We start from the raw sequence: 25,575 nt of genomic DNA on the forward strand, positions 1-25,575 counted from the left end.
CAATATCACTGCTGATGGTGCCGGTGGTACCGCCATTGCCGATACTCAGGGTACCGGCATCAATGGTGGTCAAGCCACTGTGGCTGGCATCCCCCGTCAGGGTCAACATGCCGTCACCCACTTTAAGCAGGCTGCCGCTGTCGGTTATCGAACCGGCATAGGTAGTATCAGTCGTCGTATTGTCGAGTTGCAGCTCGGCCCCATTGGTCAGGCGCACTTCACCGCTGGTACCGGACAGGTTATGGGCGGTCTGGTTGTTGCCATTCAGGTCCAGTAACCCGCCATTGACGGTCACCGCCTCGCTCGAGGCAAAGGCGTTCAACACATCGGTACGCAGCGTACCGGCATTCAGCATGGTACTACCGGTGTATTGCTGAGCAACCGTCGACAATACCAACAAACCTTCGCCCGCTTTGGTCAGGCTCTTGCCATCCCAGCCACTGGTGAAGGGCCCGGTCTGGTCAGTCAGCGCCTGGTCAATATCAAACGCCGTGCCGGCCGCCAAGGTAAAGTTGCCGGTACCCTGAGCCTCCCCGCCTTGAGTCCAGGCCATTTGGAAACCCAGATTGTAATCGTTGCCATCTGCCGAGATATGCCCCTCACGCAGCAGATAATCCAGCGCTATCGGATCCAGCGGGTTGTTGGTGAAATCCCCGGTGATCCCATTAGTCGTCTGGATCAGGGTATAGTTACTGGTGATGACTTCGCTGGCTTTCACCGGTGGCTGAGCATCATCAAAGCCACTGACCACCAGCGTGCCATCCAGCACCGCAGTATTTGCAACAATATCCGGCGTGGCTCCAATGGTGACGTTCAGCGCTGAGCCGCTCTGCTGGGTAAACTCACCGCCCACATTCAGGGTTGAGCTCTGTAAACCAATTACCGTGGTTGCCCCGTTATAGGTGGTGTAGTCCCCGGTGGTGGTCAGGCTGCCCCCATTTTGTTTGAGGGTCAACGTGCCCGCTTGTACTTCCACACTGCCCTGATGAGACGTCCCGCCGCTCAAGGTCAATTCGCCAGCAGCCTGTTTGAACAGGTCGCCTTCGCCACTCAGCACGCCGGTATAGTCGTTGGCATCACTGCGGTTGAATATCAGCGTGGCGTTATTGGCAATATCACTGCTGATGGTGCCGGTGGTACCGCCATTGCCGATACTCAGGGTACCGGCATCAATGGTGGTCAAGCCACTGTGGCTGGCATCCCCCGTCAGGGTCAACATGCCGTCACCCACTTTAAGCAGGCTGCCGCTGTCGGTTATCGAACCGGCATAGGTAGTATCAGTCGTCGTATTGTCGAGTTGCAGCTCGGCCCCATTGGTCAGGCGCACTTCACCGCTGGTACCGGACAGGTTATGGGCGGTCTGGTTGTTACCATTCAGGTCCAGTAACCCGCCATTGACGGTCACCGCCTCGCTCGAGGCAAAGGCGTTCAACACATCGGTACGCAGCGTGCCGGCATTCAGCAAGGTACTACCGGTGTATTGCTGAGCAACCGTCGACAATACCAACAGCCCGTCACCATTTTTGGTCAGGCTCTTGCCATCCCAGCCACTGGTGAAGGGCCCAGTCTGGTCAGTCAGCGCCTGGTCAATATCAAACGCCGTGCCGGCCGCCAAGGTAAAGTTGCCGGTACCTTGAGCCTGCCCACCTTGAGTCCAGGCCAGTTGGAAACCCAGATTGTAATCCAGACCATCTGCCGAGATATGCCCCTGATGCAGCAGATAATCCAGCACTACCGGATCCAGCGGGTTGTTGGTGAAATTCCCGGTGATCCCGTTAGTCGTATGGATCAGGGTATAGTTACTGGTGATGACTTCGCTGGCTTTCACCGGTGGCTGACCCTCAACAAAGCCACTGATCACCAGCGTGCCATCCAGCACCGCAGTATTCGCAACAATATCCGGCGTGGCTCCAATGGTGACGCTCAGCGTTGAGCCGCTCTGCTGCGTAAACTCACCGCCGATATTCAGTTGTGATGTATCCCGGCCGATATCGGTGATACCGCCATTGGCCATTGGCGGTGGTGTAATTACCGCTGGTATTAAATGCTCCAGCTTGCTGGAAGCTTAACGTACCACCGTTTACCAGCACCGACGCCACGGTGTTGTTCAGGCCGGAAAGAATTTGTGTGGTGTTCCCGGTTTTAAGCAGTGACCCGGTAGCCGCATTGGCAAAGCTGCCGGCAAAAGTGGCCTCGTTAAGCAAGCTGCCGTTATTGCCGCTATTATTGGCACCAATACTCAAGGTATGACCATAAAGATTGACGGTGTTACCCGCCAAGCCTTCAAGTGAGCCAATAGAGACCGTTGTGGTGCCCGTCGATTCAAGATTGAGCGTTGCACCGCTCTCCAACAACACCCGCGAACCCGCCGCATCCGCATTGCCCCACAGGTCGAGCGTGCCATTACGGGCCCATAGCCCGGTCCCGCCGGTACTGCTGTTCCCCTGAAAACGGACCCGACCCGCTGTTTCCGCCTTGGCACCCCAGGTACCCGCATCTGGCGTCATGCTCATATTCAGTGCGGCATTGTTGGTCAGAGTAAACAGACTACCGCCACCGTTGGCAGCCAGCACTGCGGAATTGAGGCCGTGGATCACAAAGGTCGGCATCTGGTGATTGGCGGCACCGTCAAAGGTGTAGGTTGAGCCTGAAATCAGATAAAAACCATGGGAAGTGGGGCCAAAGGTCTCAATGTTCACCGCACCGTTAATGTTAACATTGGCGCCACTAGTCGATTGTAGTTGAATACCGTGGGCATTGGTCCCATGGGTCTCGATGGTAGTATTTGCGCTATTAATATTCAGTTGAGCCGCACCTGTCACCAGAAAACCAGAAGTGATGGAGTTGCTCAGGGAGCTGACATTAATGGTGTTTTGTGCTCCAGCCAACGTCACTATCGTTCCGGCATCCGCTGATTGCACCCCGGTCCCTTGGGCAGTCGTAATATTGAGATTGCCGTTGGAAAGAAACCTGCCCCCCAAATCCCCGCGCACACCAAAACCGTTGAAGCCGGTGGTAGTGATATTGGTCGTGCCATTTAGGGTAATAGAAGCACCTGCTCCGGTGGCATGGGCGCCATAGGCTCTATTAACTCCACTGGCATTGCCACTTAGAGTAATATCCAATACGCCGCCAAGAGCGGTCGTGATACTCCCTCCTATGCCTGCCAACAATCCATTGATGCCAGTGACATTTATCGGATCTCCGCTGACATTTATGGTGGTTGTCCCGGTACCGTTAAGATTCACCGAACCATTTGTAGCATAAACCCCATGGCTACCCCCACCACTGGTGGTGATATTGGCATCGGCAAGGGTGATTGATGCCCCCCCCCGGTAGCATAGGCACCGTAGGCGTTATTTTCAGTGGTTGATACGGTGGTCAAGCCGGAAATCGTCGCATGCCCGCCACTTGCTGCGGTAATGGCATGACTTCTCACCGCTGCTGTTAAACCGCCATGTAGCAAGGCTTGCCCGCCTGCTCCATTGGCCGTCAGTCCTCGGGTACTCGCTGCCGTAGTACCTATAACGGAGACCAGATTGGTTACATCCAAGGTCGAATTTGAACCCAGCAGCATGCCGGTGCTACCACTGCCAGTCAGCGTGATGTTATTAGTTGCCGCACCAGAACCGTGCAAATTAAACGTGGCATTACTGCCTACGCTAATACCCTGGCTATTGGTTGCCGCATTCCTCAACAGTAGAGAACCATTGACCGTCAGCACATTACTGGCATTGGTAGAGGTGATCAAACCCGCACCACCGTTACCCCCGGTGATGTTAATATCGACATTATTCAGCGTTATGGTTCCAGCGGTACCCAGGTTGCCTGCTGCCGCCCCCCAAACTGTTCCAGAACCTACAAATGTATACAGACCAGAAATGGCAATGTTTCCACCGGTGCCTGTGCCTCCCGTATGGAGGCCATAAGAGCCAGCGCCAGAACTGGCGAAAGGCGAAATGGTCAGGTTATTGAGTAAAACCTGTGCGCCCGTGTTAAATGCCCGCACAAATTCGGCAGTATTATTGGCTGATGATAACAGCGTGATATCACCACTGTTCTCTATGGTGCCTGCCGTTGTCTCAAAGACATAAGTAGAGCCTGTATAACTACCATCAGGAACAGTACATGTACCACCGGGAACATCCATGGTCACCGAACCACCCGGCGTGATAGAACAGGCAGCATAACTTGCGGTAGACACGCCCACCAAGGTCAGGGAAAAACAGCCCAACAAGGCTTGACTTAAACGCGATAGCCGACAAATAGGCGTTGAACTGTCGGTTACTGAAGGCGTAGGCGTTTTAATGGAAACTGACTGACCAGCAGCGCGGTTTTTGGCGTATTCAGCCACAGCGACATAATTCCCCAAAGAAGCATTCCATACTGACTTGAAAAATTTACTATTCATTTATTGTTGATCCTGAATGTAATAAAAATGATAGTGACTTGTCCGTTTATAACCAATAAAAAAGAAATGCTGCAAATAGTATTGAATTGTTATGATTTATTTTTGCGCCTCGATATTATATATTACACGGGTAAATTTCGAGCTTTTTTATCGTAAATATATTTTTCAAAGCGCTTGCATCATAATCCATTATCAAGCTGTTATCGCTAAATTGATTCAAGTTGCAGCCAACAACTCTGCAACTTGAATGACCACAGATATCAATGACCTCAATGTGTTACGCCGCCTACCACATTCAAATCTGGCTCCCGGCACAGAGTCTGGGATAATTAACTTCAGCGCTGATAAGACTGTCTCAGCGGCCATTCTCGCTTGCCCTGGGTAACAGACGGCCTGCTCTGCAGGTTACCATCCCCTTGCCTTTAACCTGGTGCCACCCACTTCACGGTGGTCATCGTTTTCCCCTCTGTCCTGATCAACTACGCTTTCGATTGGATAACGTAAGCCATATTGTTAACCTCACTTCCCCTATTTGAAGGTGTAACTTTGCCTGACTTTGCAGCAAAGCGACCACAGCTTAGCCATCTGAGCTAAAACTATAAAAATATTCTTGACCCCTTAGCCGAGTCTCCCTATAGTACCGCCCCGTTGCACACTGTGTTGTGCAACAAAAACGGTGAGGTGTCTGAGTGGCTGAAGGAGCACGCCTGGAAAGTGTGTATACGCGAAAGTGTATCGAGGGTTCGAACCCCTCTCTCACCGCCAAATTAAGAGAGAAAGCCTGAATTCGCGTTCAGGCTTTTTTGCTTTTATATTCCCCCACACTGAGAGGCTTTTGCCTTCAGTAACTTTTCCTTGTCCCATGTTGGACTCGTGCCTAATAAACACACCTGCTGATACTGCCAACGAATCCCCTACAGTGCTGGTTCTTCAACCTGCCTTGGTGCTAGCTAGTTGTCGGCAGCGGCGTGACCCAAGAGCGGTAAAAAAAGAAGCTGCAACGTTATCCGCTGCAGCTTCTTCAAAAGCTTAACTGACAAGGATTAAGCTTGATGCTGGTGCTTTTTCAACTGCTGACTTATCTATTTCAGGTCAAAGCGATCATTGTTCATCACTTTGTTCCAAGCTTTAACGAAGTCACGGATAAATTTCTCTTTGCCATCTTGTTGAGCATAGACCTCGGCGTAAGCGCGCAACACCGAGTTTGAACCAAACACCAGATCGACACGGGTTGCAGTCCACTTTATAGCTCCACTCTGACGATCCACGATCTGGTAAGCATTGCGACCGATCGGTTTCCAGCTGTAATTCATATCGGTCAGGTTGATAAAGAAGTCGTTACTCAGAACCCCGACCTTGTCGGTGAAGACACCATGTGACGAGCCCCCATGGTTGGCGCCAAGTACCCGTATGCCGCCGACGAGGACGGTCATTTCACGTGCTGTGAGTCCTAACAACTGGGCACGATCGAGCAGCATTTCTTCCGGTTGTACTTTGTAGTGATCTTTCTGCCAATTGCGAAAACCATCGTGCAATGGTTCAAGGAAGGCAATCGACTCGGAGTCTGTCTGCTCGGCGCTTGCATCGCCTCGCCCTGGTGAAAAGGGAACGACGATCTCGACACCAGCTAGCCGAGCGGCCTGTTCCACTGCTGCACTACCACCAAGGACTATCAGGTCAGCCAAGCTGATAGGCTTGGCCAGTGTGGACTGCAAAGCGTTCAACGCATTGAGCACTTTTTCAAGACGGGCCGGTTCGTTCCCTTCCCAATTCTTCATCGGTGCGAGACGAATACGCGCACCATTGGCCCCACCGCGGAAATCGGAGGCTCGGAAGGTACGGGCGCTGTCCCATGCTGTTGCGATCAGATCAGCAGGAGCGATACCGCAAGCCAGCAGCTTACCTTTGAGCTCCTCGATCTCCTCGGAGGAGAGTTGATAATTTACAGTTGGCACCGGATCTTGCCATACCAGTACTTCACTCGGCACTTCTGGGCCGAGATAGCGGCTGCCTGGCCCCATGTCCCTGTGAGTCAGTTTGAACCAGGCGCGGGCAAAAGCATCAGAAAAGAGCGCCTGATCGGCGGCGAAACGCTCTGAGATTTCCCGGTATATGGGGTCAAAGCGTAAGGCCATGTCTGCGTCGGTCATGATCGGGTTGCAGCGGATGGATGGGTCCTCCACATCCACCGGGCGATCTTCTTCTTTGATCGTAACCGGCTCCCATTGCCAGGCACCGGCCGGACTCTTCTTGAGCCACCAATCATGGCCAAGTAACATCTTGAAGTAACCATTATCCCAACGGGTTGGGTGGCTGGTCCACGCTCCCTCGATACCACTGGTCACCGTATCGCGACCGATACCGCGGGTTTCATTGTTTATCCAGCCAAGCCCTTGCTCGTGTACATCGGCCCCCTCGGGGGCTGGTCCCAGACGAGCGGCACTGCCGTTACCATGGGCTTTACCGACAGTATGACCACCGGCGGTCAGGGCGACGGTCTCTTCATCGTTCATACCCATACGGGCAAAAGTGACACGCATGTCGTGCGCAGTTTTGATAGGGTCTGGGGTGCCATCGACGCCTTCAGGGTTCACATAGATGAGACCCATCATCACCGCCGCCAGCGGATTCTCAAGGTCTCTTTCACCGCTATAACGGCTACCTTCGCTACCGCTCGGTGCTAACCACTCTTTTTCTGCTCCCCAGTAAATATCCTTCTCAGGATGCCAGATATCCTCACGGCCACCGGCAAAACCAAAGGTTTTAAGCCCCATAGACTCGTAGGCTACGTTACCTGCCAGAATCATCAGGTCAGCCCAGGAGATCTTGTTGCCGTATTTCTGTTTGATGGGCCACAGTAAGCGGCGAGCCTTGTCCAGGTTAACGTTATCAGGCCAACTATTGAGGGGAGCGAAACGCTGGTTGCCAGTGTTAGCTCCACCGCGGCCGTCAGTAGCACGGTATGTGCCCGCGGAGTGCCATGCCATGCGGATCATCAGACCACCATAGTGACCCCAGTCTGCTGGCCACCAAGGTTGGCTGTCGGTCATCAGAGCATGGAGGTCGGCTTTGAGTGCACTGTAGTCAAGACTGTTGAAGGCTTCAGCATAATCGAAAGACTCATCCATGGGATTGGTCTTGCTGTCATGTTGGTGAAGGATGTCAAGATTGAGGGCGTTGGGCCACCAGACTTGATGCTCTTGGCTGGCGGAAGTATTGGCGCCAGTTGTAAAGGGACATTGACCGACCCCGCTAGATATTTTTTCCATTTGTGATCCTTTTCATTTATATAACAGCATTGAGATGTTTTGCTGCGATAGTATTTTCAGTGAGCTAACAGGCATTATTTATTGCAAACAGCGATGAAAAAGCAAAATAAGCAAAATAAGCAAACTATCCGTCGAGATTTCGGCTCTTACATCCCACAAGTTTAGTTCTTCTTTTCGTGATGCGCCGCCCTTGGTTTATCACATTGTGCAGTAGCATCAATGTGGCGTGCTTACTGAGATGCTGCTGCATTAAAAACAATACATACGTACAATGTTTATGGCACGGGTGGCTTGATGCTAGGTCCCTGTATGCGGGGTTGAACTTTTTGACAAGGTAAATAGCGTTTTGATTTTTAGTTGCACAAATTGCTGCCCCCAGCACTCTGCTCTATCCCCTGACATGTTTATAAAAGTCTTTGTTTCGAGTCATGTCGCTTTGCCTATGTCCGCAGTGTCGTGTGCGTCAGCAACCTATTTGTATGTTGTGAAAAAGTAACAGAAAACGACTATTGGCCCTTAATTGCTCAGAAACGTGCTCAGAAACGGACACCATTCGCTTAAAAGCTAAAAAGCCGCTATCGGGTTGGGTGATATAGGCTATTTGTCTGAAACAAGAACATTCTACGTGGCATTACACTTATTTGTAATTTAACAATTACTATCGAATTAATAGACAAAACAGATTACTCGGTGAGCAATAGTCGGTTTGGTATCCGCCACACCACAGGGCAGTTTTAGATAAAGTCACAACTGCTACGACCTAACTAGCCTGCCATTTAAACGGTGACAGCCGCCCGCAGGGTAAGCGCAGAGAATGAAGCCCTCTCTCACCGCCAAATTAAACCAAAAAGCCTGAATGCAAATTCAGGCTTTTTGGTTATCTTTAAAACCCTATTCATATTCTTGCTGCAAATACTCCACACTCTCTTGATGCAAGACATACACTTTTTTACATAAAGGTGTATGGTAGCTGGCAACAATTCGAGACGGGATACACTATGCCCAGCCATATGCCCCGCCATTTGTTCTCTTTTCGAGATTTGGTTTACTAGCCCGATGAAAACCCAAAGAATTAACCAAATACGCCCCTTCAGTGCATTAATCGACGCCTGTTGGCGAGAACCTTATTCCCTGCAACGTTTATTAAAAGACGCCATCGCCGGCGTGACAGTTGGAATTATTGCCATCCCGTTGGCAATGGCGCTGGCCATTGCCAGTGGTGTCCCCCCACAATATGGGCTCTATACTGCCGCCATTGCCGGTATAGTTATCGCGGTCAGCGGCGGTTCACGCTACAGCGTTTCTGGCCCGACAGCGGCATTTGTGGTGATCCTGTTCCCAGTTTCACAGCAATTTGGGCTTTCTGGCTTATTGATTGCCACCCTGCTTTCCGGCATATTCCTGCTGATTATGGGGCTGGCTCGCTTCGGGCGTTTAATTGAATACATCCCGCTCTCTGTGACCCTCGGTTTTACCTCTGGCATCGCCATTACCATCGCCACTATGCAGGTGAAAGATTTTTTTGGTCTGCAGTTAAGCGAAATGCCAGAAAACTATATCGGCAAGGTCTATGCCCTGCTGCACGCGCTACCTACCCTGAATTTTGCTGATACCTTGATAGGCGTAGTCACTTTACTGGTATTGCTGATATGGCCAAAACTTGGCTGGCGTATTCCTGGCCACTTGCCCGCTTTACTGGCTGGAACAATGGTAATGGCCATTCTGGCGTATTTTGACTTCCAGGTCGCCACCATCGGCTCCCGTTTCAGTTTCCAACTTGCCGATGGCAGCCAAGGCCAGGGGATACCCCCTATCCTGCCACAATGGGTATTACCGTGGGAATTACCCGCTGCCAATGGCAAAACCACCGCGTTAAGTTGGCATCTGTTTTCAGCTTTGCTGCCTGCTGCATTTTCCATGGCGATGCTCGGTGCTATTGAATCGCTGTTATGCGCTGTGGTACTCGATGGAATGACCGGCAAAAAACACCATTCCAATGGTGAATTGATCGGTCAGGGCATGGGTAATATTATCGCCCCATTCTTTGGTGGGATCACCGCCACCGCTGCCATTGCGCGGTCTGCAGCCAATGTGCGTGCCGGGGCAACATCACCGATATCCGCAATTATTCACTCACTGATGGTGCTGCTGGCGTTACTGCTACTGGCTCCCTGGCTCTCCTATTTGCCGCTGGCGGCGATGGCATCCCTGTTGTTATTGGTGGCCTGGAATATGAGTGAAGCGCATAAAGTGGTTTATTTACTGCGGCGCGCCCCTAAGGATGACATTCTCGTCATGCTACTCTGCCTGTCGCTCACGGTGTTATTTGATATGGTGATCGCCATTACCGTGGGTATTGTACTGGCGTCACTGCTCTTTATGCGGCGTATCGCCCGGATGACCAAGTTAAGTGAGCTGAGTGCGGCAGATGACCGCCTGATAATGCGCGTTAATGGCCCACTGTTTTTCGCCGCTGCTGAACGTATTTTCAACGAACTGACGTTACGTGGTGAAGGCTATCGCACCATTATCTTGCAATGGGATGCCGTGCCGGTGCTGGACGCCGGGGGGTTAAATGCACTGCAGCGCTATATTGATGCCTTACCGCCTGGTAAAGAGTTGGTGATCACCGATATGCCTTTCCAACCGTTGAAAACCCTGGCCCGAGCCCGAATGCAACCCATCGACGGGAAATTATATTTCTACCCTACGTTGCCTGATGCTCTAAAGGCGCTGGACGCTCAATAACTACACTGTCTCAATAACTACACTGTCTCAATAACTACACTGGCCCGGCTACTTACGCCAGGCCAGTTGCTTACCGCCAACAGCTTAATTGCTGGTATCCAGCTCCGGGAAGCTTTTCACCAAATCATCAATCGCTTTCATCTGCTGCAAGAAAGGCTCCAGCTTATCTAACGGCAATGCTGATGGGCCATCACACTGGGCATTCTTCGGATCGGGATGCGCTTCAATAAACAAGCCAGCCAGCCCCACCGCCATGCCGGCCCGGGCCAGTTCGCTGACCTGTGCACGGCGGCCACCAGATGCGCTGCCAAAAGGATCGCGGGTTTGCAGGGCGTGGGTGACATCAAAAATCACCGGATGACCACCAGTGACATTTTTCATCACGTTAATGCCCAACATATCTACCACCAGATTGTCATAGCCAAAGTTGCTGCCACGATCACACAAGATAACCTGATCGTTGCCACCTTCTTTAAACTTCTCGACAATATTGCCCATCTGCCCGGGGCTAACAAACTGTGGCTTCTTAACGTTGATCACCGCACCCGTTTTAGCCATAGCTTCAACCAGATCGGTCTGGCGCGCCAAAAAGGCGGGTAACTGAATCACATCCACCACTTCGGCCACCGGTTGTGCCTGAGCAACCTCATGCACATCGGTGATCACCTTAACGCCAAAGGTATTTTTCAGTTCCTGAAAAATCTTCATCCCTTCTTCCAGGCCCGGCCCACGGTAAGAGTGGATAGAAGAACGGTTGGCTTTATCAAAAGAGGCTTTGAAAACATAGGGAATACCCAACTTTTGGGTTACGTTCACATAGTGTTCGCAAATACGCATGGCTAAATCACGCGATTCCAGCACATTCATACCGCCAAACAGCACAAACGGAAGATCGTTCGCTACCTTGATATCACCAATGCTAACCACTTTTTGTTTCATGTTTGCGCCTTTTTTAATGATCAATTGAAATAACTTAATGCAGCGTAACCTGTTTTAAATCAATGGAATGGATTTGAATTTTAATCACTTCACTCACCGGATCTTCCGGGCACTGCTCGATAAAATAGTTAAGATCAGTAACCGCCACATGGTTGCATTCCAAGTGCGCATAAATCAACCCACGATCACGGATTTCATAAGGGTCCTCCGGGTCGAAGCTCAACACCGTTTCACTGGCACGCAAGGCCATTTCCATCTGTTTCTCTTCCATTAACGCGACTTTCAGCGTATCGAGCATTTTACGCACCACATTAACATTTTCTGCTTCATCCAGGTCGTCATCTTCCAATTCCGCCCCCAGCCCCAGGTTGCCTTTAATCCACACCTCTAACTGATGCTCATTGAGCGTTTCGCCATTGAGTGGGTTGATTAGCCACATCTCTTCATCTAACCAGTCAGCACGCAGGATTAATTGGGTTGGAAAAATCACTGGCATCAACGGCAAATCCAGTTGATGGGCAATATGCAGAAAAATGGTGCCTAGCGACACCGATGCCCCTTGACGAGCGTCGAGCACTTTATCTAACCAGATGGCATCAGAAAGACGGTAGACGCCACTGGAACCCCCGAACCCCCAGGTTTTGAAAAATAAGGCGATCAGCGCATCCAGTTGTTCTTCTTGAGTCAGATCTGCCGAGATGCTTGCCCGGGCTTCGGTGACCAACTGTTGCAACTTGCGTTTAACCTGATTGACTGGGAAATCACCTCTTATGGCCTGTGATACCAAGATCACTCCCTCACTGAGGAGTGAAGTATTAAATTCAAAATCGGTAATGCTACTCATAGGTATCCCATCAAAAACGGTATTTTCGTTGTGGCAAGTTTAATGATCAGGTACAGGCACCCCAGTGCCAGCACAAACGCCAAATGCGCAAACGCCTGCTTAGTGTTCTGTTACCCAAGGCAACATGACCCAGCAGGATATAAATAATAACGCCAAATAACTTTTCGGTCAGCCATGTGTCGCCACCCAGGAGCGGATAAGTTCCACCAAGTACCAATAACGTCACATGTTTAAAAACAGCAGCGTATCATTGATATAGGGCACTATTTCCACCCAACGCCGCTGTATTATTGACCACCCTGCCACGGCCAAAAAACCACAACACAAATAGGCTAATACTGATCGCTAACGCTAATATGTGCGGCTGCTTCAGCCCTTGATGGCCATCATCACATCCCTGATTGCTGAGGAGGTTTCTGGCCCAGCGTCACCCGCTCATTGCCGCCATAATCACGGTAAGTATCAACCGCAATAAACCCAGCATGCTGCAATAAAGCGCGTACTGCCTCCCCTTGCTGCCAACCATGTTCTAGCAATAACCACCCTTCTGGCTGTAAAAAGCCGGGAGCTTGCTGTACGATAGCCGCCAAGTCCGCCAAACCACTCTCTGCCGCCACTAACGCACTATCAGGCTCAAAACGCACATCACCTTGCAGCAGATGAGGATCATTTTTATCAATATAAGGTGGGTTACTGACAATCAGAGAAAATTGCTGGCCAATAACCGGCGTAAACCAGCTGCCTTGCAAGAAATGCGCATTGCTGATGGCCAATTTTCGTGCATTATGTTGTGACAGTGTCACGGCCTCCGGCTGCAGATCAACACCGGTTACCTGGCAATCGGGCCGTTCACTGGCGAGAGCCAACGCAATGGCCCCGCTGCCGGCGCCTAGATCCAAAATGCGACAGGGCGCGGTGGGTAAGCGCGCCAATGCCTGTTCAACCAAACATTCGGTATCTGGACGCGGGATCAGGGTCGCCGGGGATACCGACAATGGCAACGACCAGAATTCGCGTTCACCAATTAGATAGGCCACCGGTTCACCACGCTCGCGGCGAAGCAGTAAACCCTCTAATTGCGCTATTTGCGGCTCAGTCAGCAGCGTCTCACCAAAGGCCAACAGGAACGTTCTGGCATGGCCGGTAACGAACCCCAATAGGATCTCGGCATCCCGCTTGGCGCTGTTATTGTGTGTCAAGCGGGTATCGTGTGACAAGCGGGTATCGTGTTTCAAACGGGATACCGCGGTTTTCAGCCAGGATTGATAATCCATTAGTCTGACTCAGCAGAGAGCGCCGCCAGTTGGTCAGCCTGATATTCCTGCACAATCGGCTGGATCAGCATATCCAATTTGCCTTCCATCACTTCATCCAGGCGATAAAGTGTCAAGTTAATGCGGTGATCAGTCACGCGCCCCTGCGGGAAGTTATAAGTCCGGTTGCGGTCTGAACGATCACCGCTGCCCAGCAGGTTGCGGCGGGTAGACGCTTCAGCTTGTTGACGTTTGGCCATCTCTGCTGCACGAATACGCGCCCCCAGTACCGACATCGCCTTGGCTTTGTTTTTGTGCTGTGAACGTTCATCCTGGCACTCCACCACGATGCCGGTTGGCAAGTGGGTAATGCGGATAGCCGAATCGGTGGTGTTTACGTGTTGCCCACCGGCACCGGAGGAGCGAAAGGTATCAATCTTCAAATCAGCCGGGTTAATATCCGGCAATTCCGCCTCAGGAACTTCCGGCATCACCGCCACCGTACAAGCCGAGGTGTGAATGCGCCCCTGGGACTCGGTTTCCGGCACCCGCTGTACACGATGCCCACCCGACTCAAACTTTAATTGACCGTATACACCCTCACCAGAGACTTTGGCGATCACCTCTTTGTAACCACCGTGCTCCCCATCGTTGGCGCTCATCACTTCAACACGCCAACGGCGCGCTTCAGCATAACGGCTATACATGCGGAACAAATCACCGGCAAAAATAGCCGCTTCATCCCCACCGGTACCGGCGCGAACTTCCAGGAAGCAACTGCGCTCATCATCAGGATCTTTGGGCAACAACAAGACCTGTAACTGCTGCTCCAGCTCTTCTGACGCGGCCTTCGCCTGTTTCAACTCATCCTGCGCCATTTCACGCATTTCCGGATCATCCAGCATCATTTCTGCCGTCGCCAAATCTTCCTGCACCTGGCGCCATTGCAAAAAGCAGCTGCTGACATCCGTCAACTGTGCATATTCACGCGATAACCCGCGAAACCGATCCTGATCGGCAATAACCCCGGCATCGCCGAGTAACGCCTGAACTTCTTCATGGCGCTCTTGTAACGCTTCCAGTTTGGCAACAATAGAAGGTTTCATGCGTGATTTTAAACCCTGTTATATAGAAGATAACTCATGCTAATCCAGCCCGAGGCTGTCGCGTAAAAGTTGTAACCGCTCCATATCGCCATCACCGGCGGCCTGCTGGAGGGATTTTGTCGGCGCATGAATAAGGCGATTAGTCAATTTATAGGCCAACTCTTGAATGACTTGCTGCACATCAGCGCCCTGAGCAATCGCAGCCAGGGCTTTGGATTCCATTTCCGCCCGGACCTGATCAGCCTGCGAACGGTAATCTCTGATGGTTTCTATTGCCCCTTGTGCCCGTAGCCAGGTCATAAAGTGACTACTTTCCTGCAGCACAATGGATTCCGCCTGCACCGCTGCCTCTTGGCGTTGCGCCAGGTTACTTTGGATAATCGCCTGTAAATCATCCACACTGTAAAGATAGGCGTTCGCCAGTTTACCCACTTCCGGCTCGATATCACGGGGAACCGCAATATCTACCAGCAACATCGGCTGGTTACGGCGTGCTTTTAATGCGCGTTCTACCATGCCTTTACCGATAATCGGCAACGGGCTAGCGGTAGAAGTGATAATAATGTCAGCCTCCGCCAAACGCGCGTCAATATCGGCGAGGGAAATAACGGTCGCCCCCACTTCATCGGCCAGTAGCTGAGCACGTTCACGGGTTCGGTTAGCAATAAACATCTGCTGTACTTTATGTTCACGCAAGTGGCGAGCCACCAGTTCTATGGTTTCACCCGCCCCCACCAACAGCACATTTAACTGCTCCAGCGATTCGAAGATCTGGCGCGCTAACGAACAGGCAGCAAAAGCAATGGAAACCGCACTGGCACCGATTTCCGTTTCGGTACGCACGCGTTTGGCAACCGCGAAAGATTTCTGGAATAGGCGTTCCAATTCGCTGGAAAGCGATTGACCACGCTGTGATTCGGCAAAAGCTTTTTTAACTTGCCCCAGGATCTGTGGCTCACCCAGCACCTGAGAATCCAGCCCACTGGCTACGCGCATCAAATGACTAACCGCATCATTGCCATAGTGCCAATAGAGGTTTTTGCTGATTTCTTCCGGACGCAGATGGTGATAATCACATAACCAGTCAATCAACTGTTCACGTAGATGATCTTGCTGTTCTACACTGAGGTAGAGTTCTGTGCGGTTACAGGTGGACAAGACCACGCCGCCCTGCACCATGGGTTGCTGGAGCAAGCTATTGAGCGCTGCATCGATCGACTCTGGGGAGAAGGTCAGCCGTTCTCGTAGAGAAACTGGAGCAGTTTTGTGATTAATACCTAAAGCAAGCAGGGTCATTGCGTCGAGTCATCGGTCTCTAGTGCAGACTTTCGTTGGTTGGCATTCTACTTGATGCACCGCATCAATAAAAGTAACAAGCGCATGTTCAGGCCAATCGTTGCTAGTGGTATTACCTCGCTATCACCATGTTCAATCGTGCAGCGAGCACATAGGTGGTAAATAGGTGGTAATTGGGTATATTCCACGGTAGCCAAAAGACGCATTGTATTTAGCCCTGCAACTTGAATAAACTGGGTAGAGATATTTCCCCATCCATGCCCGCTAAGGCCGAAGGACACCCAAAGTGATGTTTACCCGTAAAGTTAATCTGCTTCGCCTGCTACCGTTAGCCAGCCTGCTTTTGACGGCCTGTACCCTCCCCGGTGGTGGCCCATCAACCAGTGCAAACTCCCCCCAGTGGCGTGCTCATGAGCAAGCCGTACAGCAACTCAATCAGTACCAGACTCGCGGCGCTTTCGCTTTTCTTTCTGAACAGAAAAAAGTGTATGCCCGGTTCTTCTGGCAACAATACTCGCCGGAGCGTTACCGCCTGTTGCTCACCAACCCGCTTGGCAGCACCGAGCTGGAGTTAAATGTACAAAGCGGCATGGTACAAGTGATGGATAATCAGGGCCGACGCTATGTCAGTGATAACCCGCAAGAGATGATCCGCAAACTGAGCGGGATGGAGATCCCTCTGGATAATCTGCGCCAATGGATGCTCGGTTTACCCGGTGAAGCCACCGATTTCCAACTCGACTCACAATATCGCCTGAAAAAATTGACCTATCAGCAAGGTGAACTGACCTGGACCGTGACCTATCAAGAGTACAACACTGATTTGAAAATCCCGTTGCCTAGCCGTCTTGAGTTACAACAGGGTGATCAGCGCATTAAATTGAAAATGGATAACTGGACACTTAAATGATCCACCAGTGGCCCTCACCGGCAAAACTTAACCTGTTTCTTTATATCACTGGCCGCCGTGCGGATGGTTACCACCTATTACAGACCCTGTTTCAGTTTCTGGATTATGGCGATACGCTAACCATCACCCCACGCCAGGATGATCGCATTCAATTGTTGACCCCTATCGCCGGGGTGCCTGATGATCAGAATCTGATTATCCGTGCCGCCAGTTTGTTACAGCAATATTGTGTTAACCACGCTATTGCCAATACCCCCCTGGGGGCAGATATCAGCATTGAGAAACGTTTACCGATGGGGGGCGGCCTGGGGGGCGGCTCGTCCAATGCAGCCACAGTACTGGTGGCACTTAACCAACTTTGGCAATGTGACCTGAGCGATGAGCAACTGGCCACCCTTGGGTTGACACTGGGTGCTGATGTCCCGGTTTTCGTCCATGGTCATGCGGCTTTTGCTGAAGGCATTGGCGAACAGTTACAACCGGCAAGTCCGGCAGAAAAATGGTATTTAGTGGCTCATCCGGGCATTCATATTCCTACGCCAGTGATTTTTGCCGATGCAGAACTAAAAAGAGACACCCCGGTTCGGCCGTTAAGTGCCCTATTGCAGGCACCTTACAGCAATGACTGCGAATTAATCGCAAGAAAACGTTTTCGCGAGGTTGAACAGCTTCTTTCATGGCTGTTACAATACGCGCCGTCACGCCTGACTGGCACAGGTGCTTGTGTGTTTGCTGAATTCGACACAGAAACCGCCGCTCTTCAGGTGTTAAATCAAGCCCCATCTTGGTTGCGTGGGTTTGTAGCGCGAGGCGTTAACGTCTCGCCACTCCATCGCATCCGTGCTGGGCAGTAGTTTGCGCCGTAGCTCAACGTTTCGTTGTACAGAGACAGATATTACTGTTACTGCCAGTGGTCACTGTGCCGAAAGACTTACTCAGGTAAGTTACTCGCTCAGTCTCTGCCGCCACGGTAACTGGGAAAGTAACCCGTGCTATCTGTTGCTGTCATCCCTGCGCTACCTGCGGTTTTATTGGGTTTTAGACTCTAAATAATTCGGATTGCTTGCAGCGGGCAAGTCAGAGAGTCGCCAGGAGCATAGCTCACTATGTGACTGGTGCGAACAGACGCAGCCAACACCCAAGCAGTTTGAAGTATGACGAATCTATGCCCGTATATATATTGTTGTGATGCCACCTGCCCCTGGGTGAAATCTGATAACAATATCTTCTTCTGGACGCAAGCCTGAGGTTCTTCTCGTGCCTGATATGAAGCTTTTTGCTGGTAACGCCACACCGGAACTAGCACAACGTATTGCCAACCGTTTGTACACCAGCCTTGGTGACGCCGCTGTAGGTCGTTTTAGCGACGGCGAAGTGAGCGTGCAAATCAATGAAAACGTACGCGGCGGTGATATTTTCATCATCCAGTCCACCTGTGCACCTACCAATGACAACCTGATGGAGCTGGTTGTGATGGTGGATGCCCTGCGTCGCGCCTCCGCAGGCCGCATTACTGCCGTTATCCCTTACTTCGGTTATGCCCGTCAGGACCGCCGTGTGCGTTCCGCCCGTGTGCCCATCACTGCCAAAGTTGTTGCCGACTTCCTCTCTAGCGTTGGGGTTGATCGGGTATTGACAGTTGATCTGCATGCTGAACAGATCCAAGGCTTTTTCGATGTACCGGTAGATAACGTGTTTGGTAGCCCGATCCTACTGGAAGACATGTTGCAACAGAATCTGGTCAACCCGATTGTGGTTTCCCCAGATATTGGTGGTGTAGTACGTGCCCGTGCCATTGCCAAGCTGCTCAACGACACCGACATGGCTATCATTGACAAACGTCGTCCTCGCGCCAACGTTTCTCAGGTGATGCATATTATCGGTGATGTCGCAGGCCGTGACTGTGTGCTGGTTGATGACATGATCGATACCGGCGGTACTTTGTGTAAAGCGGCAGAAGCGTTGAAAGAGCGCGGTGCCAAGCGGGTATTTGCCTATGCCACGCACCCTATCTTCTCCGGTAATGCCGTGCATAACATCAAGAACTCGGTGATTGATGAAGTGATTATCTGTGACACCATTCCGTTGTCACCAGAAATCAAGGCACTGAAAAACGTGCGTACTCTGACACTGTCTGGCATGTTGGCTGAAGCTATCCGCCGTATCAGCAATGAAGAGTCAATCTCTGCCATGTTTGAGCATTAATAGTCAATACCCGTGGTCATTCAAGTGCACCACGGGTTTTAGGCTAAGTCACTCAGCGTGTATGAGTGAAAACAGAAAACCCGTTGTTGCGAATGCGCCAACGGGTTTTTTTATGTAACTGAACGGCGAACTCGCGTTGCGTGTCCCTTCGCCGCCACTGAAAGTAAAGTCATAACCACTACTTTAAATGGCTCAAACTTTCAGGCTTAAGGAAGGTTCGATTTAATCGGTGGAGTTCAGCGGCATCCTGAGTTGAGCTATTAGTAAAAAGATTTCCAATCTTCAAACTGCCCCCTGATAGGCGCCGTAACCGCAAAAAGGCGTTATTAGGTTTTATTGGCCGCCAGCACGTGCTGGCGGCTTCACCAGCTTAAGCTTCAGCGTGATTTATACGCCGTGCCTGATCATACTTTGTCTTCCAGTATTGATTGTTCAGTTCTGAAACCGTGATCCCCACTTTGCTAGAGGCATGGACAAACTTGCCATTTCCAATGTAAACGCCAACGTGGTGTTTCTGCGACGAAATTTTGAAAAATACCAGATCGCCAGTGTTAAGCTCGTTCTTGGCGATGCGCGAACCCAATTTGATCTGCTCGTGGGCGGTTCTTGGCAAACTATAGGAAAATTCGTCTTCAAAAATGCGCTGCATATAAGCAGAGCAATCAATCCCTTTGCGCGAGTTGCCGCCAAGTTTATAACGAACACCTTCCCATTCATCATAATGGTTCAGGATTTTTTTAAGTCTTTGCATGTCGTCGCGGTGCTCTGATTTACCAGGAGCATTTTCGCCGAGAAGCGGTAAATTAAAAAAATCCTGCTTAGTGCTGGTACTTGCAGTGACAGAAGTTGCAGACAACGAGGTTAAAACAAAAATTAATGGAGTGAAAATTTTTAGCATGATGAAATCGATAATGAAAATTGAATAACCATACTCGTCATACTTCAAGTTACATGCATATTGGCTTTGTTACTCGGCCCATCCGGGGCCTCGGCCCTTAGGGGCACCAGCATCAATGCTGTTCAAAAACGCGTAGCGTTTTTGTCCTCAAACTAAAGTTATTAAGAGTACATCCTTGTTTAAAACACCTTCCAGAGCTTTGAAAGAGGCGGCACTATACACGGTTTCTGCTCAGAAACACACCTAGGATTGATTCTTTATTGACCTATTATGGCGTCTAGGTACCCACAATTTTATTAGTGTATTGATTTGTATTTATTTTTTATGTTTATACACTCAATAATTCGAGTAATAGTATGGATTGGCTGGTTATAACCGCGTAAACCTTCCTTATCTCAGTGAGACGGACCGTGATGATTAGGGTTATTACGGCAACGTTTATCGAAGTGTTTAACCCACCAATAGCGGTCAGCAACCTTTTCACGACCACCAATACGCGCACCAGCAAGCCACAACACCGCGCCAATAAAAATACTGGCAAGGGCCCCATGCGTTAAAAATTGTGGCAGACCGAATTGTGATACTTCAGCTAAAATGGAGTATCCGACCCCACCTATCATCACCACCATACCCAATCCCATTAAAACGTTGCCGATAATCTCTGCGCTTTTACGTTTCATTCGTCACCTCTACATTGCCTTGTGCCAACTGGGGATATCACTCACTCTGCTAATAACATTAAGTTTAGCCATTAACCTACAAAAAGTGTGCCTTAACGGTCACAAATAGAGACAATAGTTGACCATGATTTACACCACCATAAAAAATGCTAATCAATTGAGTTGTTTTACTTACACGTTCGCCTAACCAACACCTTTGCGCCAGAGTTTTGTCATTCCACGCGCCGGAGGGTAAACTAGTGCCCTTCCAATTATTTTTAGCATGGCGAATTTCCCTGTGAGCAGTATCAAATTGATTGTTGGCTTGGCAAACCCGGGCGCAGAGTATGCCCAGACAAGGCATAACGCCGGTGCCTGGTATGTTGACTTACTGGCTGATCGCCATAACCAACCACTCAAGGAAGAGAGTAAATTCTTCGGTTACACCGCACGCCTGAACCTGGCAGGTAACGACGTGCGTTTACTGGTTCCCACCACCTTTATGAACCTCAGTGGTAAATCTGTGGCGGCGATTGCCAGTTTTTACCGTATTCTGCCGGAAGAAATTCTAGTGGCTCACGATGAACTTGACTTACCGCCGGGTGTCGCCAAACTTAAGTTGGGTGGTAGCCACGGTGGTCACAATGGCCTAAAAGATATTCAAAGCAAACTCGGCAATAGCGCCAACTTTTACCGTTTACGCATTGGTATCGGTCATCCGGGTGATAAAAATAAAGTCGTGGGTTTTGTGCTAGGTAAACCCCCAGCAACCGAACAAACATTAATTAATGACGCGATTGATGAGTCATTACGCTGTACCGATATCCTGCTGACGGATGGCATCACCAAAGCCATGAACCGCTTACACGCCTTTAAGGCAGGTAGTTAGCGAAACGCTCACCATAGGTAGATCGAGATAGCCCGGTATTCAGTGTATAATGGCGCGATAATTTTGCCTTCATCAGGCAGGCTTACATTAACCTATTGATAGTAATAATATTTAAGGTGATATAAACATGGGATTTAAATGCGGTATCGTCGGTCTGCCTAATGTTGGCAAATCCACCCTGTTCAATGCGTTGACCAAAGCGGGAATTGAAGCAGCCAACTTCCCGTTCTGCACCATTGAACCTAATACCGGCGTAGTCCCGATGCCTGATGCACGCCTGGACCAGTTGGCTGAAATCGTCAAGCCTCAGCGCATTCTCCCCACCACCATGGAGTTTGTTGATATTGCTGGGCTGGTAAAAGGTGCTTCTAAAGGTGAAGGCCTGGGTAACCAGTTCCTGACCAACATCCGTGAAACCGAAGCCATTGGCCATGTGGTGCGCTGCTTTGAGAACGACAATATTATTCATGTTAATAATAAAGTCGATCCAGCCAACGATATTGACGTGATCAATACCGAATTGGCACTGTCTGACCTGGATACCTGTGAGCGCGCCATGCATCGCGTGCAGAAGAAAGCCAAAGGGGGCGACAAAGACGCCAAAGCGGAACTGGCGGCCTTAGAAAAATGCCTGCCGCAGTTGGAAAATGCCGGTATGTTGCGCGCGCTGGATCTGACAGAGGAAGATAAAGCAGCCATCCGCTATTTAAGTTTCCTGACGCTGAAACCGACCATGTATATCGCCAACGTTAACGAAGACGGTTTCGAGAATAACCCCTATCTAGACCAAGTACGTGAGATTGCTGCTGCGGAAGGTTCAGTGGTGGTTGCAGTTTGTGCCGCTGTCGAGTCAGATATTGCCGAACTGGAAGATGACGAACGTGCAGAGTTTATGGCAGAACTGGGGCTGGAAGAGCCTGGTTTAAACCGTGTGATCCGCGCTGGTTATGAACTGCTCAACCTGCAGACCTATTTCACTGCCGGTGTTAAAGAAGTCCGCGCCTGGACCATCCCTGTTGGAGCCACCGCGCCACAAGCCGCCGGTAAAATCCACACCGACTTCGAAAAAGGCTTTATCCGCGCACAAACCATCTCTTTTGAGGACTTTATTACCTACAAAGGTGAACAAGGTGCCAAAGAAGCCGGCAAAATGCGTTCAGAAGGGAAAGACTATATCGTTAAAGATGGCGATGTGATGAATTTCCTGTTTAACGTCTAGCCTCAAGTTAGATCACGGTAGATTGATATGCATCAACCAGACCCATATTCAACTTGGTAGAGTGTGGTCGTTATTAACATCATTTCTATTCTCAACGGAGGTGTCACATGGAGTTCAAGAAAGTCGCTCGCTGGTCAATTATCGCCATGGCTATGTTCCCGACCCTGTGGGGGCTGCTCGCACTACTGAACAACACTTCCGGCTTTTCCGGCACGGTGCAGTACGCCGTCGCTCCGATGCTCGCCATGACCGATACCTACGGTAACCCGGCACAAACTTGGCGCGCGATCGACTCGCTTTTGGCAGCGCAGATTGGTCTGGTGCTGATTACCGCGACGGAAGCTTTGGCCGGCATCCTTGGCCTGCTGGCGATGGTGAAGATGGTAAGCGCGATCAACGCGCCGTATAGCGCGTTCGAGCGGGGCAAGGCGTACCTGCTCGCGTCCTGCGTGCTGGCCGTGCTGGTGTGGGGGGTGGGGTTTGCGGTGATCGCCGGCGACTACTTCCTCGCCTGGCAGTCCAAGACCACGCTGGCGACCCAAGTTGGCGGTCTTATCTACGCGATTCCGTGCTTTTTGACGCTCATCCTGGCGCTGGTGCACAAAGAGTAATGGGTAAGAACACGGTGATGCCCTAGCCGAAGCCGCGCTGCTTTAGCGCGAGGTAGAGCATCGCCGCAGTGATCACGTCGCCTGCCGTGTCGCGGCAAAGTCAGATTCCGGTGATGGTGGTACGCGACCGTGATGGTCATGTTGCGGACTTCAAGCTCGACAAACTAGACGTCGTGCATGTGTCAGCCGCCTTGGAGCCATTGGTCGATAAAGAGGATTTTATTATTTTCCTGTTTAACGTCTAATTGATATTACCGATCTTAAAGCATCTTACGGTGTCTGGCGGATAAGGTAACAGACTTAAAATCCACGCGATTGCGTGGATTTTTTATTTCACTATGCTTTATTTTAGCTTATTAGCAACGCAACCCGAATTATATCACTAGCCCCTCTTCACCCTTCTCCCCCAAAAAACTCAACCATCATCACGATCCAGTAGATAATATATTCCAGGGTTCTGCAGAGTTGTTTTTTATGGCTTCAGCATAATTAAAAACCAATTCTTTTGCTTCCGCGCTAAAGTCATAGAAATCGGCCAGCGGGCATATTATATTTTCTGCAAGGTTAAGTGATTCCAAGAAGCGTTCTGGGATCATAAATACAACACGGCCAGACAATGTGCGAATGAAGAATTTTTCATTTATCTCCATTTTCGCATCAAACAATTTAACACCTATCTCGAACATATTGTTTTCAGGTGAATAAGCAATAAACCAGCAGTTATCAAGCCAGGATTTTTTGGCTTTCTTCAGGAATTTTTCATCCATATAGGCAAATCCACTACTGCGTACACCTTTTATCATCCGGCTTAAATTTATTCTTATGCACCAATCTTTTACGACACAATAGATAACAAAAACCACTAAACGGATAAGATATGAACCAACCAACAATGATATTATCCAGAACCCCGATAGTGGTTCAAAATAAAAGGTTGATGCAAGTATAGCGATGATAAATGATATTACCTTTAGAGCATCCAGCCATTTATTATTACTGCGGCGAAACTGGAAAACACAATATATTAGCATCAAGCTGGCAAATGTGTAGAAAAAAATTACCGAACCGTTAATCATAAATATTCCATAGTGATAAAAGTACCACCCGCAACCATCTCAACGCCCAAGATATTATAAATTTTCGCGTTGTATAACAAGCCGAGTACGTTTTGCACACAATGTAGATAGCCTGCGAAGTATGTCTCAGATCAACGTCTCCATCACCCTCGTTAAAAAAACCACTTTTTTTAACCATGCAAGCACTATCCCCCCTATCTTCGCAGCAAAACCAGCATAACCAAATTCAGGTCATAAACCTGCTTAATCTGTACCGATTACCGAGTTTTAGGGAAATTCCTATTTATTGGCGACTCACTGGTAACAGCTACCAACTACCAGTAAGATGCCATTTTATGCTGATGAAAAATTTCACTCGACATAGGGAAACCGTCAAGATGAACAAATCGCAATCTGGCTTAGATAAAAAATATATAATATCAAAAGGCTATATCGTTTTTTTCTCGCCGCATCAATGTGCCTACCCTTGATGACTCACTCGGCACTGGCTGCAAGCCCCAGAGAAATAAAACAGCTATTCATCAGTTATCTACTCAAATGATTTGCCTAGAGAGTAACTAAATGTTGCATAAAATTAAAATCTATAGCAGCTTACTTATCACTGCATTTTGCCTACCGCTGATACTTCACTCGGCGCAGGCTGCAACGCCTGATGAAATAGCAACGTTTTATGTATCTAGCCCCATTGGCGCACGTACAATTTGCAGTTACTCCTACTCTCATACATTACCTAAGGGCCATTCGACTAAAGCAAATGTCGTTATCAATAGCATCGCTCTGAGCAATGACGGTCGTAAGGTTCGCTATCAAACTGAAGAAGTTCATACTGGTATTGCTGGAAAAGTATTTATGAACGTTAAATATACTTCAAACAGCCAAAATGAGGCGGAAAATAGGCGTATTAAAGCTAACATTGAAAGTGATTCGGTACAAATAGACAAGCCCGATTCACCCTCCGCTGTAGCAGATATACTGGCTTATTATAAATCCCTTCCGGCGTATTATTATGACTATAAAGATATCAAATTTACCGCCTCTGGGAGCTATATCATCACGTCAAAATATGCAACTATGAGTGATATCACTTGTAGGCATGCGGCCTCAGAGGTAGCGCAACGGCGGAGGATAGGAAATCTACCGACTTTTTGGCTTGAACTCTCCACTAAACTGCAGTTAGCTCGTTGGCTGGTATTATAACGGCTATGACTCAAGCGACGTCACGCCATCACAACAGCACCATTC

Annotated in this window: 20 protein-coding genes, 1 tRNA gene and 2 pseudogenes; 10 read left to right on the plus strand and 13 right to left on the minus strand. The window is 49.9% G+C overall.

What is annotated here, in order from left to right:
• The 3 genes from IO95_RS00930 to IO95_RS00940 form a co-directional block, all read right to left on the minus strand.
• The coding region (locus tag IO95_RS00930) for an autotransporter-associated beta strand repeat-containing protein (protein ID WP_037383383.1) at positions 1-2,014 on the minus strand (2,014 nt) is incomplete at its 3' end.
• Complete coding sequence (locus IO95_RS00935; RefSeq protein WP_152554875.1) at positions 1,953-3,125, minus strand: hypothetical protein; 1,173 nt, start codon at positions 3,123-3,125, stop codon at positions 1,953-1,955. The genes IO95_RS00935 and IO95_RS00930, both read right to left, overlap by 62 nt.
• Positions 3,126-3,244: 119 nt before the next feature.
• The gene (locus tag IO95_RS00940) at positions 3,245-4,411 is read right to left on the minus strand and encodes an ESPR-type extended signal peptide-containing protein (protein WP_023492851.1); all 1,167 of its coding nucleotides are present in this window, start codon (positions 4,409-4,411) and stop codon (positions 3,245-3,247) included.
• A 675-nt stretch (positions 4,412-5,086) separates the two neighbouring features.
• Here IO95_RS00940 and IO95_RS00945 point away from each other — a divergent pair.
• Positions 5,087-5,176, plus strand: a tRNA-Ser gene (locus tag IO95_RS00945).
• A gap of 317 nt (positions 5,177-5,493) precedes the next feature.
• Here the strand turns inward: IO95_RS00945 and katG are convergent.
• On the minus strand, positions 5,494-7,680 hold the full coding sequence (katG, locus tag IO95_RS00950; protein ID WP_023492102.1) for a catalase/peroxidase HPI: 2,187 nt from the start codon (positions 7,678-7,680) through the stop codon (positions 5,494-5,496).
• 1,056 nt (positions 7,681-8,736) lie between these two features.
• On the opposite strand from katG, the gene dauA reads away from it, so the two are divergent.
• Positions 8,737-10,428, plus strand: coding sequence for a C4-dicarboxylic acid transporter DauA (gene dauA / locus IO95_RS00955; RefSeq protein ID WP_023492101.1), 1,692 nt, complete (start codon positions 8,737-8,739; stop codon positions 10,426-10,428).
• Positions 10,429-10,512: 84 nt separating this feature from the next.
• Here the strand turns inward: dauA and kdsA are convergent, their stop codons facing one another.
• The 6 genes and pseudogenes from kdsA to hemA form a co-directional block, all read right to left on the minus strand.
• Positions 10,513-11,367 carry a 3-deoxy-8-phosphooctulonate synthase gene (gene kdsA, locus IO95_RS00960; protein ID WP_023492100.1) on the minus strand — a complete coding sequence of 285 codons (855 nt, stop codon included), beginning with the start codon at positions 11,365-11,367 and terminating at the stop codon, positions 10,513-10,515.
• Positions 11,368-11,401: 34 nt separating this feature from the next.
• On the minus strand, positions 11,402-12,211 hold the full coding sequence (gene sirB1 / locus IO95_RS00965) for an invasion regulator SirB1 (protein WP_023492099.1): 810 nt from the start codon (positions 12,209-12,211) through the stop codon (positions 11,402-11,404).
• Positions 12,208-12,584, minus strand: a pseudogene (locus IO95_RS00970) (SirB2 family protein). Before IO95_RS00970 ends, sirB1 begins: the two are co-directional and overlap by 4 nt.
• Before the next feature lie 16 nt (positions 12,585-12,600).
• Entirely contained in the window at positions 12,601-13,485 is an 885-nt protein-coding gene (prmC, locus tag IO95_RS00975) for a peptide chain release factor N(5)-glutamine methyltransferase (RefSeq protein ID WP_023492098.1), read from the minus strand.
• Positions 13,485-14,570 (minus strand): peptide chain release factor 1, encoded by a 1,086-nt coding sequence (gene prfA, locus IO95_RS00980; RefSeq protein WP_023492096.1) that lies wholly within the window; start codon positions 14,568-14,570, stop codon positions 13,485-13,487. Before prfA ends, prmC begins: the two co-directional genes overlap by 1 nt.
• Before the next feature lie 39 nt (positions 14,571-14,609).
• Positions 14,610-15,866 carry a glutamyl-tRNA reductase gene (hemA, locus tag IO95_RS00985; RefSeq protein ID WP_023492095.1) on the minus strand — a complete coding sequence of 419 codons (1,257 nt, stop codon included), beginning with the start codon at positions 15,864-15,866 and terminating at the stop codon, positions 14,610-14,612.
• Between the two features lie 289 nt (positions 15,867-16,155).
• On the opposite strand from hemA, the gene lolB reads away from it, so the two are divergent.
• The 3 genes from lolB (at position 16,156) to prs (ending at position 18,981) form a co-directional block, all read left to right on the plus strand.
• Positions 16,156-16,776: a lipoprotein insertase outer membrane protein LolB gene (lolB, locus tag IO95_RS00990; protein ID WP_023492093.1), complete on the plus strand. Its 621-nt coding sequence runs from the start codon at positions 16,156-16,158 to the stop codon at positions 16,774-16,776.
• Positions 16,773-17,630, plus strand: coding sequence for a 4-(cytidine 5'-diphospho)-2-C-methyl-D-erythritol kinase (gene ispE, locus IO95_RS00995; RefSeq protein ID WP_023492092.1), 858 nt, complete (start codon positions 16,773-16,775; stop codon positions 17,628-17,630). Before lolB ends, ispE begins: the two co-directional genes overlap by 4 nt.
• A 403-nt stretch (positions 17,631-18,033) precedes the next feature.
• Positions 18,034-18,981 (plus strand): ribose-phosphate diphosphokinase, encoded by a 948-nt coding sequence (gene prs / locus IO95_RS01000; protein ID WP_023492091.1) that lies wholly within the window; start codon positions 18,034-18,036, stop codon positions 18,979-18,981.
• 370 nt (positions 18,982-19,351) lie between these two features.
• On the opposite strand, the gene IO95_RS01005 is transcribed toward prs, so the two are convergent.
• Both IO95_RS01005 and ychH read right to left on the minus strand, forming a co-directional pair.
• On the minus strand, positions 19,352-19,879 hold the full coding sequence (locus IO95_RS01005; protein ID WP_023492089.1) for an NlpC/P60 family protein: 528 nt from the start codon (positions 19,877-19,879) through the stop codon (positions 19,352-19,354).
• Positions 19,880-20,274: 395 nt separating this feature from the next.
• Positions 20,275-20,559 (minus strand): stress-induced protein YchH, encoded by a 285-nt coding sequence (ychH, locus tag IO95_RS01010; protein ID WP_023492087.1) that lies wholly within the window; start codon positions 20,557-20,559, stop codon positions 20,275-20,277.
• A 277-nt stretch (positions 20,560-20,836) separates the two neighbouring features.
• Between ychH and pth the strand changes: the two genes are divergently transcribed.
• The 4 genes and pseudogenes from pth to IO95_RS25910 form a co-directional block, all read left to right on the plus strand.
• Entirely contained in the window at positions 20,837-21,427 is a 591-nt protein-coding gene (gene pth / locus IO95_RS01015) for an aminoacyl-tRNA hydrolase (protein ID WP_037383409.1), read from the plus strand.
• A 127-nt stretch (positions 21,428-21,554) separates the two neighbouring features.
• Entirely contained in the window at positions 21,555-22,646 is a 1,092-nt protein-coding gene (gene ychF, locus IO95_RS01020) for a redox-regulated ATPase YchF (protein ID WP_023492084.1), read from the plus strand.
• Between the two features lie 107 nt (positions 22,647-22,753).
• Positions 22,754-23,257, plus strand: coding sequence for a DUF2165 family protein (locus IO95_RS01025; protein ID WP_023492083.1), 504 nt, complete (start codon positions 22,754-22,756; stop codon positions 23,255-23,257).
• Between the two features lie 101 nt (positions 23,258-23,358).
• Positions 23,359-23,472: pseudogene (locus IO95_RS25910) on the plus strand (IS1595 family transposase); the annotation flags it as partial.
• Positions 23,473-23,682: 210 nt separating this feature from the next.
• Here IO95_RS25910 and IO95_RS01030 read toward each other — a convergent pair.
• Positions 23,683-24,333, minus strand: a complete 651-nt coding sequence (locus IO95_RS01030; RefSeq protein ID WP_037383391.1) for a hypothetical protein — start codon at positions 24,331-24,333, stop codon at positions 23,683-23,685.
• A gap of 561 nt (positions 24,334-24,894) precedes the next feature.
• Here IO95_RS01030 and IO95_RS01035 point away from each other — a divergent pair.
• On the plus strand, positions 24,895-25,530 hold the full coding sequence (locus IO95_RS01035; protein ID WP_023492640.1) for a hypothetical protein: 636 nt from the start codon (positions 24,895-24,897) through the stop codon (positions 25,528-25,530).
• Positions 25,531-25,575 lie beyond the last annotated feature (45 nt).

Source organism: Serratia sp. DD3, from assembly GCF_000496755.2.

Bases quoted from the DNA above. Each gene is read 5' to 3' on its own strand.
- ychF (WP_023492084.1), top strand. From the start codon at position 21,555: ATGGGATTTAAATGCGGTATCGTCGGTCTGCCTAATGTTGGCAAATCC.
- IO95_RS01025 (WP_023492083.1), top strand. From the start codon at position 22,754: ATGGAGTTCAAGAAAGTCGCTCGCTGGTCAATTATCGCCATGGCTATG.
- dauA (WP_023492101.1), top strand. From the start codon at position 8,737: ATGAAAACCCAAAGAATTAACCAAATACGCCCCTTCAGTGCATTAATC.
- IO95_RS01035 (WP_023492640.1), top strand. From the start codon at position 24,895: ATGTTGCATAAAATTAAAATCTATAGCAGCTTACTTATCACTGCATTT.
- IO95_RS00940 (WP_023492851.1), bottom strand. From the start codon at position 4,411: ATGAATAGTAAATTTTTCAAGTCAGTATGGAATGCTTCTTTGGGGAAT.
- ychH (WP_023492087.1), bottom strand. From the start codon at position 20,559: ATGAAACGTAAAAGCGCAGAGATTATCGGCAACGTTTTAATGGGATTG.
- katG (WP_023492102.1), bottom strand. From the start codon at position 7,680: ATGGAAAAAATATCTAGCGGGGTCGGTCAATGTCCCTTTACAACTGGC.
- sirB1 (WP_023492099.1), bottom strand. From the start codon at position 12,211: ATGAGTAGCATTACCGATTTTGAATTTAATACTTCACTCCTCAGTGAG.
- IO95_RS01005 (WP_023492089.1), bottom strand. From the start codon at position 19,879: ATGCTAAAAATTTTCACTCCATTAATTTTTGTTTTAACCTCGTTGTCT.
- IO95_RS01030 (WP_037383391.1), bottom strand. From the start codon at position 24,333: ATGATTAACGGTTCGGTAATTTTTTTCTACACATTTGCCAGCTTGATG.
- kdsA (WP_023492100.1), bottom strand. From the start codon at position 11,367: ATGAAACAAAAAGTGGTTAGCATTGGTGATATCAAGGTAGCGAACGAT.
- prmC (WP_023492098.1), bottom strand. From the start codon at position 13,485: ATGGATTATCAATCCTGGCTGAAAACCGCGGTATCCCGTTTGAAACAC.
- ispE (WP_023492092.1), top strand. From the start codon at position 16,773: ATGATCCACCAGTGGCCCTCACCGGCAAAACTTAACCTGTTTCTTTAT.
- lolB (WP_023492093.1), top strand. From the start codon at position 16,156: ATGTTTACCCGTAAAGTTAATCTGCTTCGCCTGCTACCGTTAGCCAGC.
- prfA (WP_023492096.1), bottom strand. From the start codon at position 14,570: ATGAAACCTTCTATTGTTGCCAAACTGGAAGCGTTACAAGAGCGCCAT.
- hemA (WP_023492095.1), bottom strand. From the start codon at position 15,866: ATGACCCTGCTTGCTTTAGGTATTAATCACAAAACTGCTCCAGTTTCT.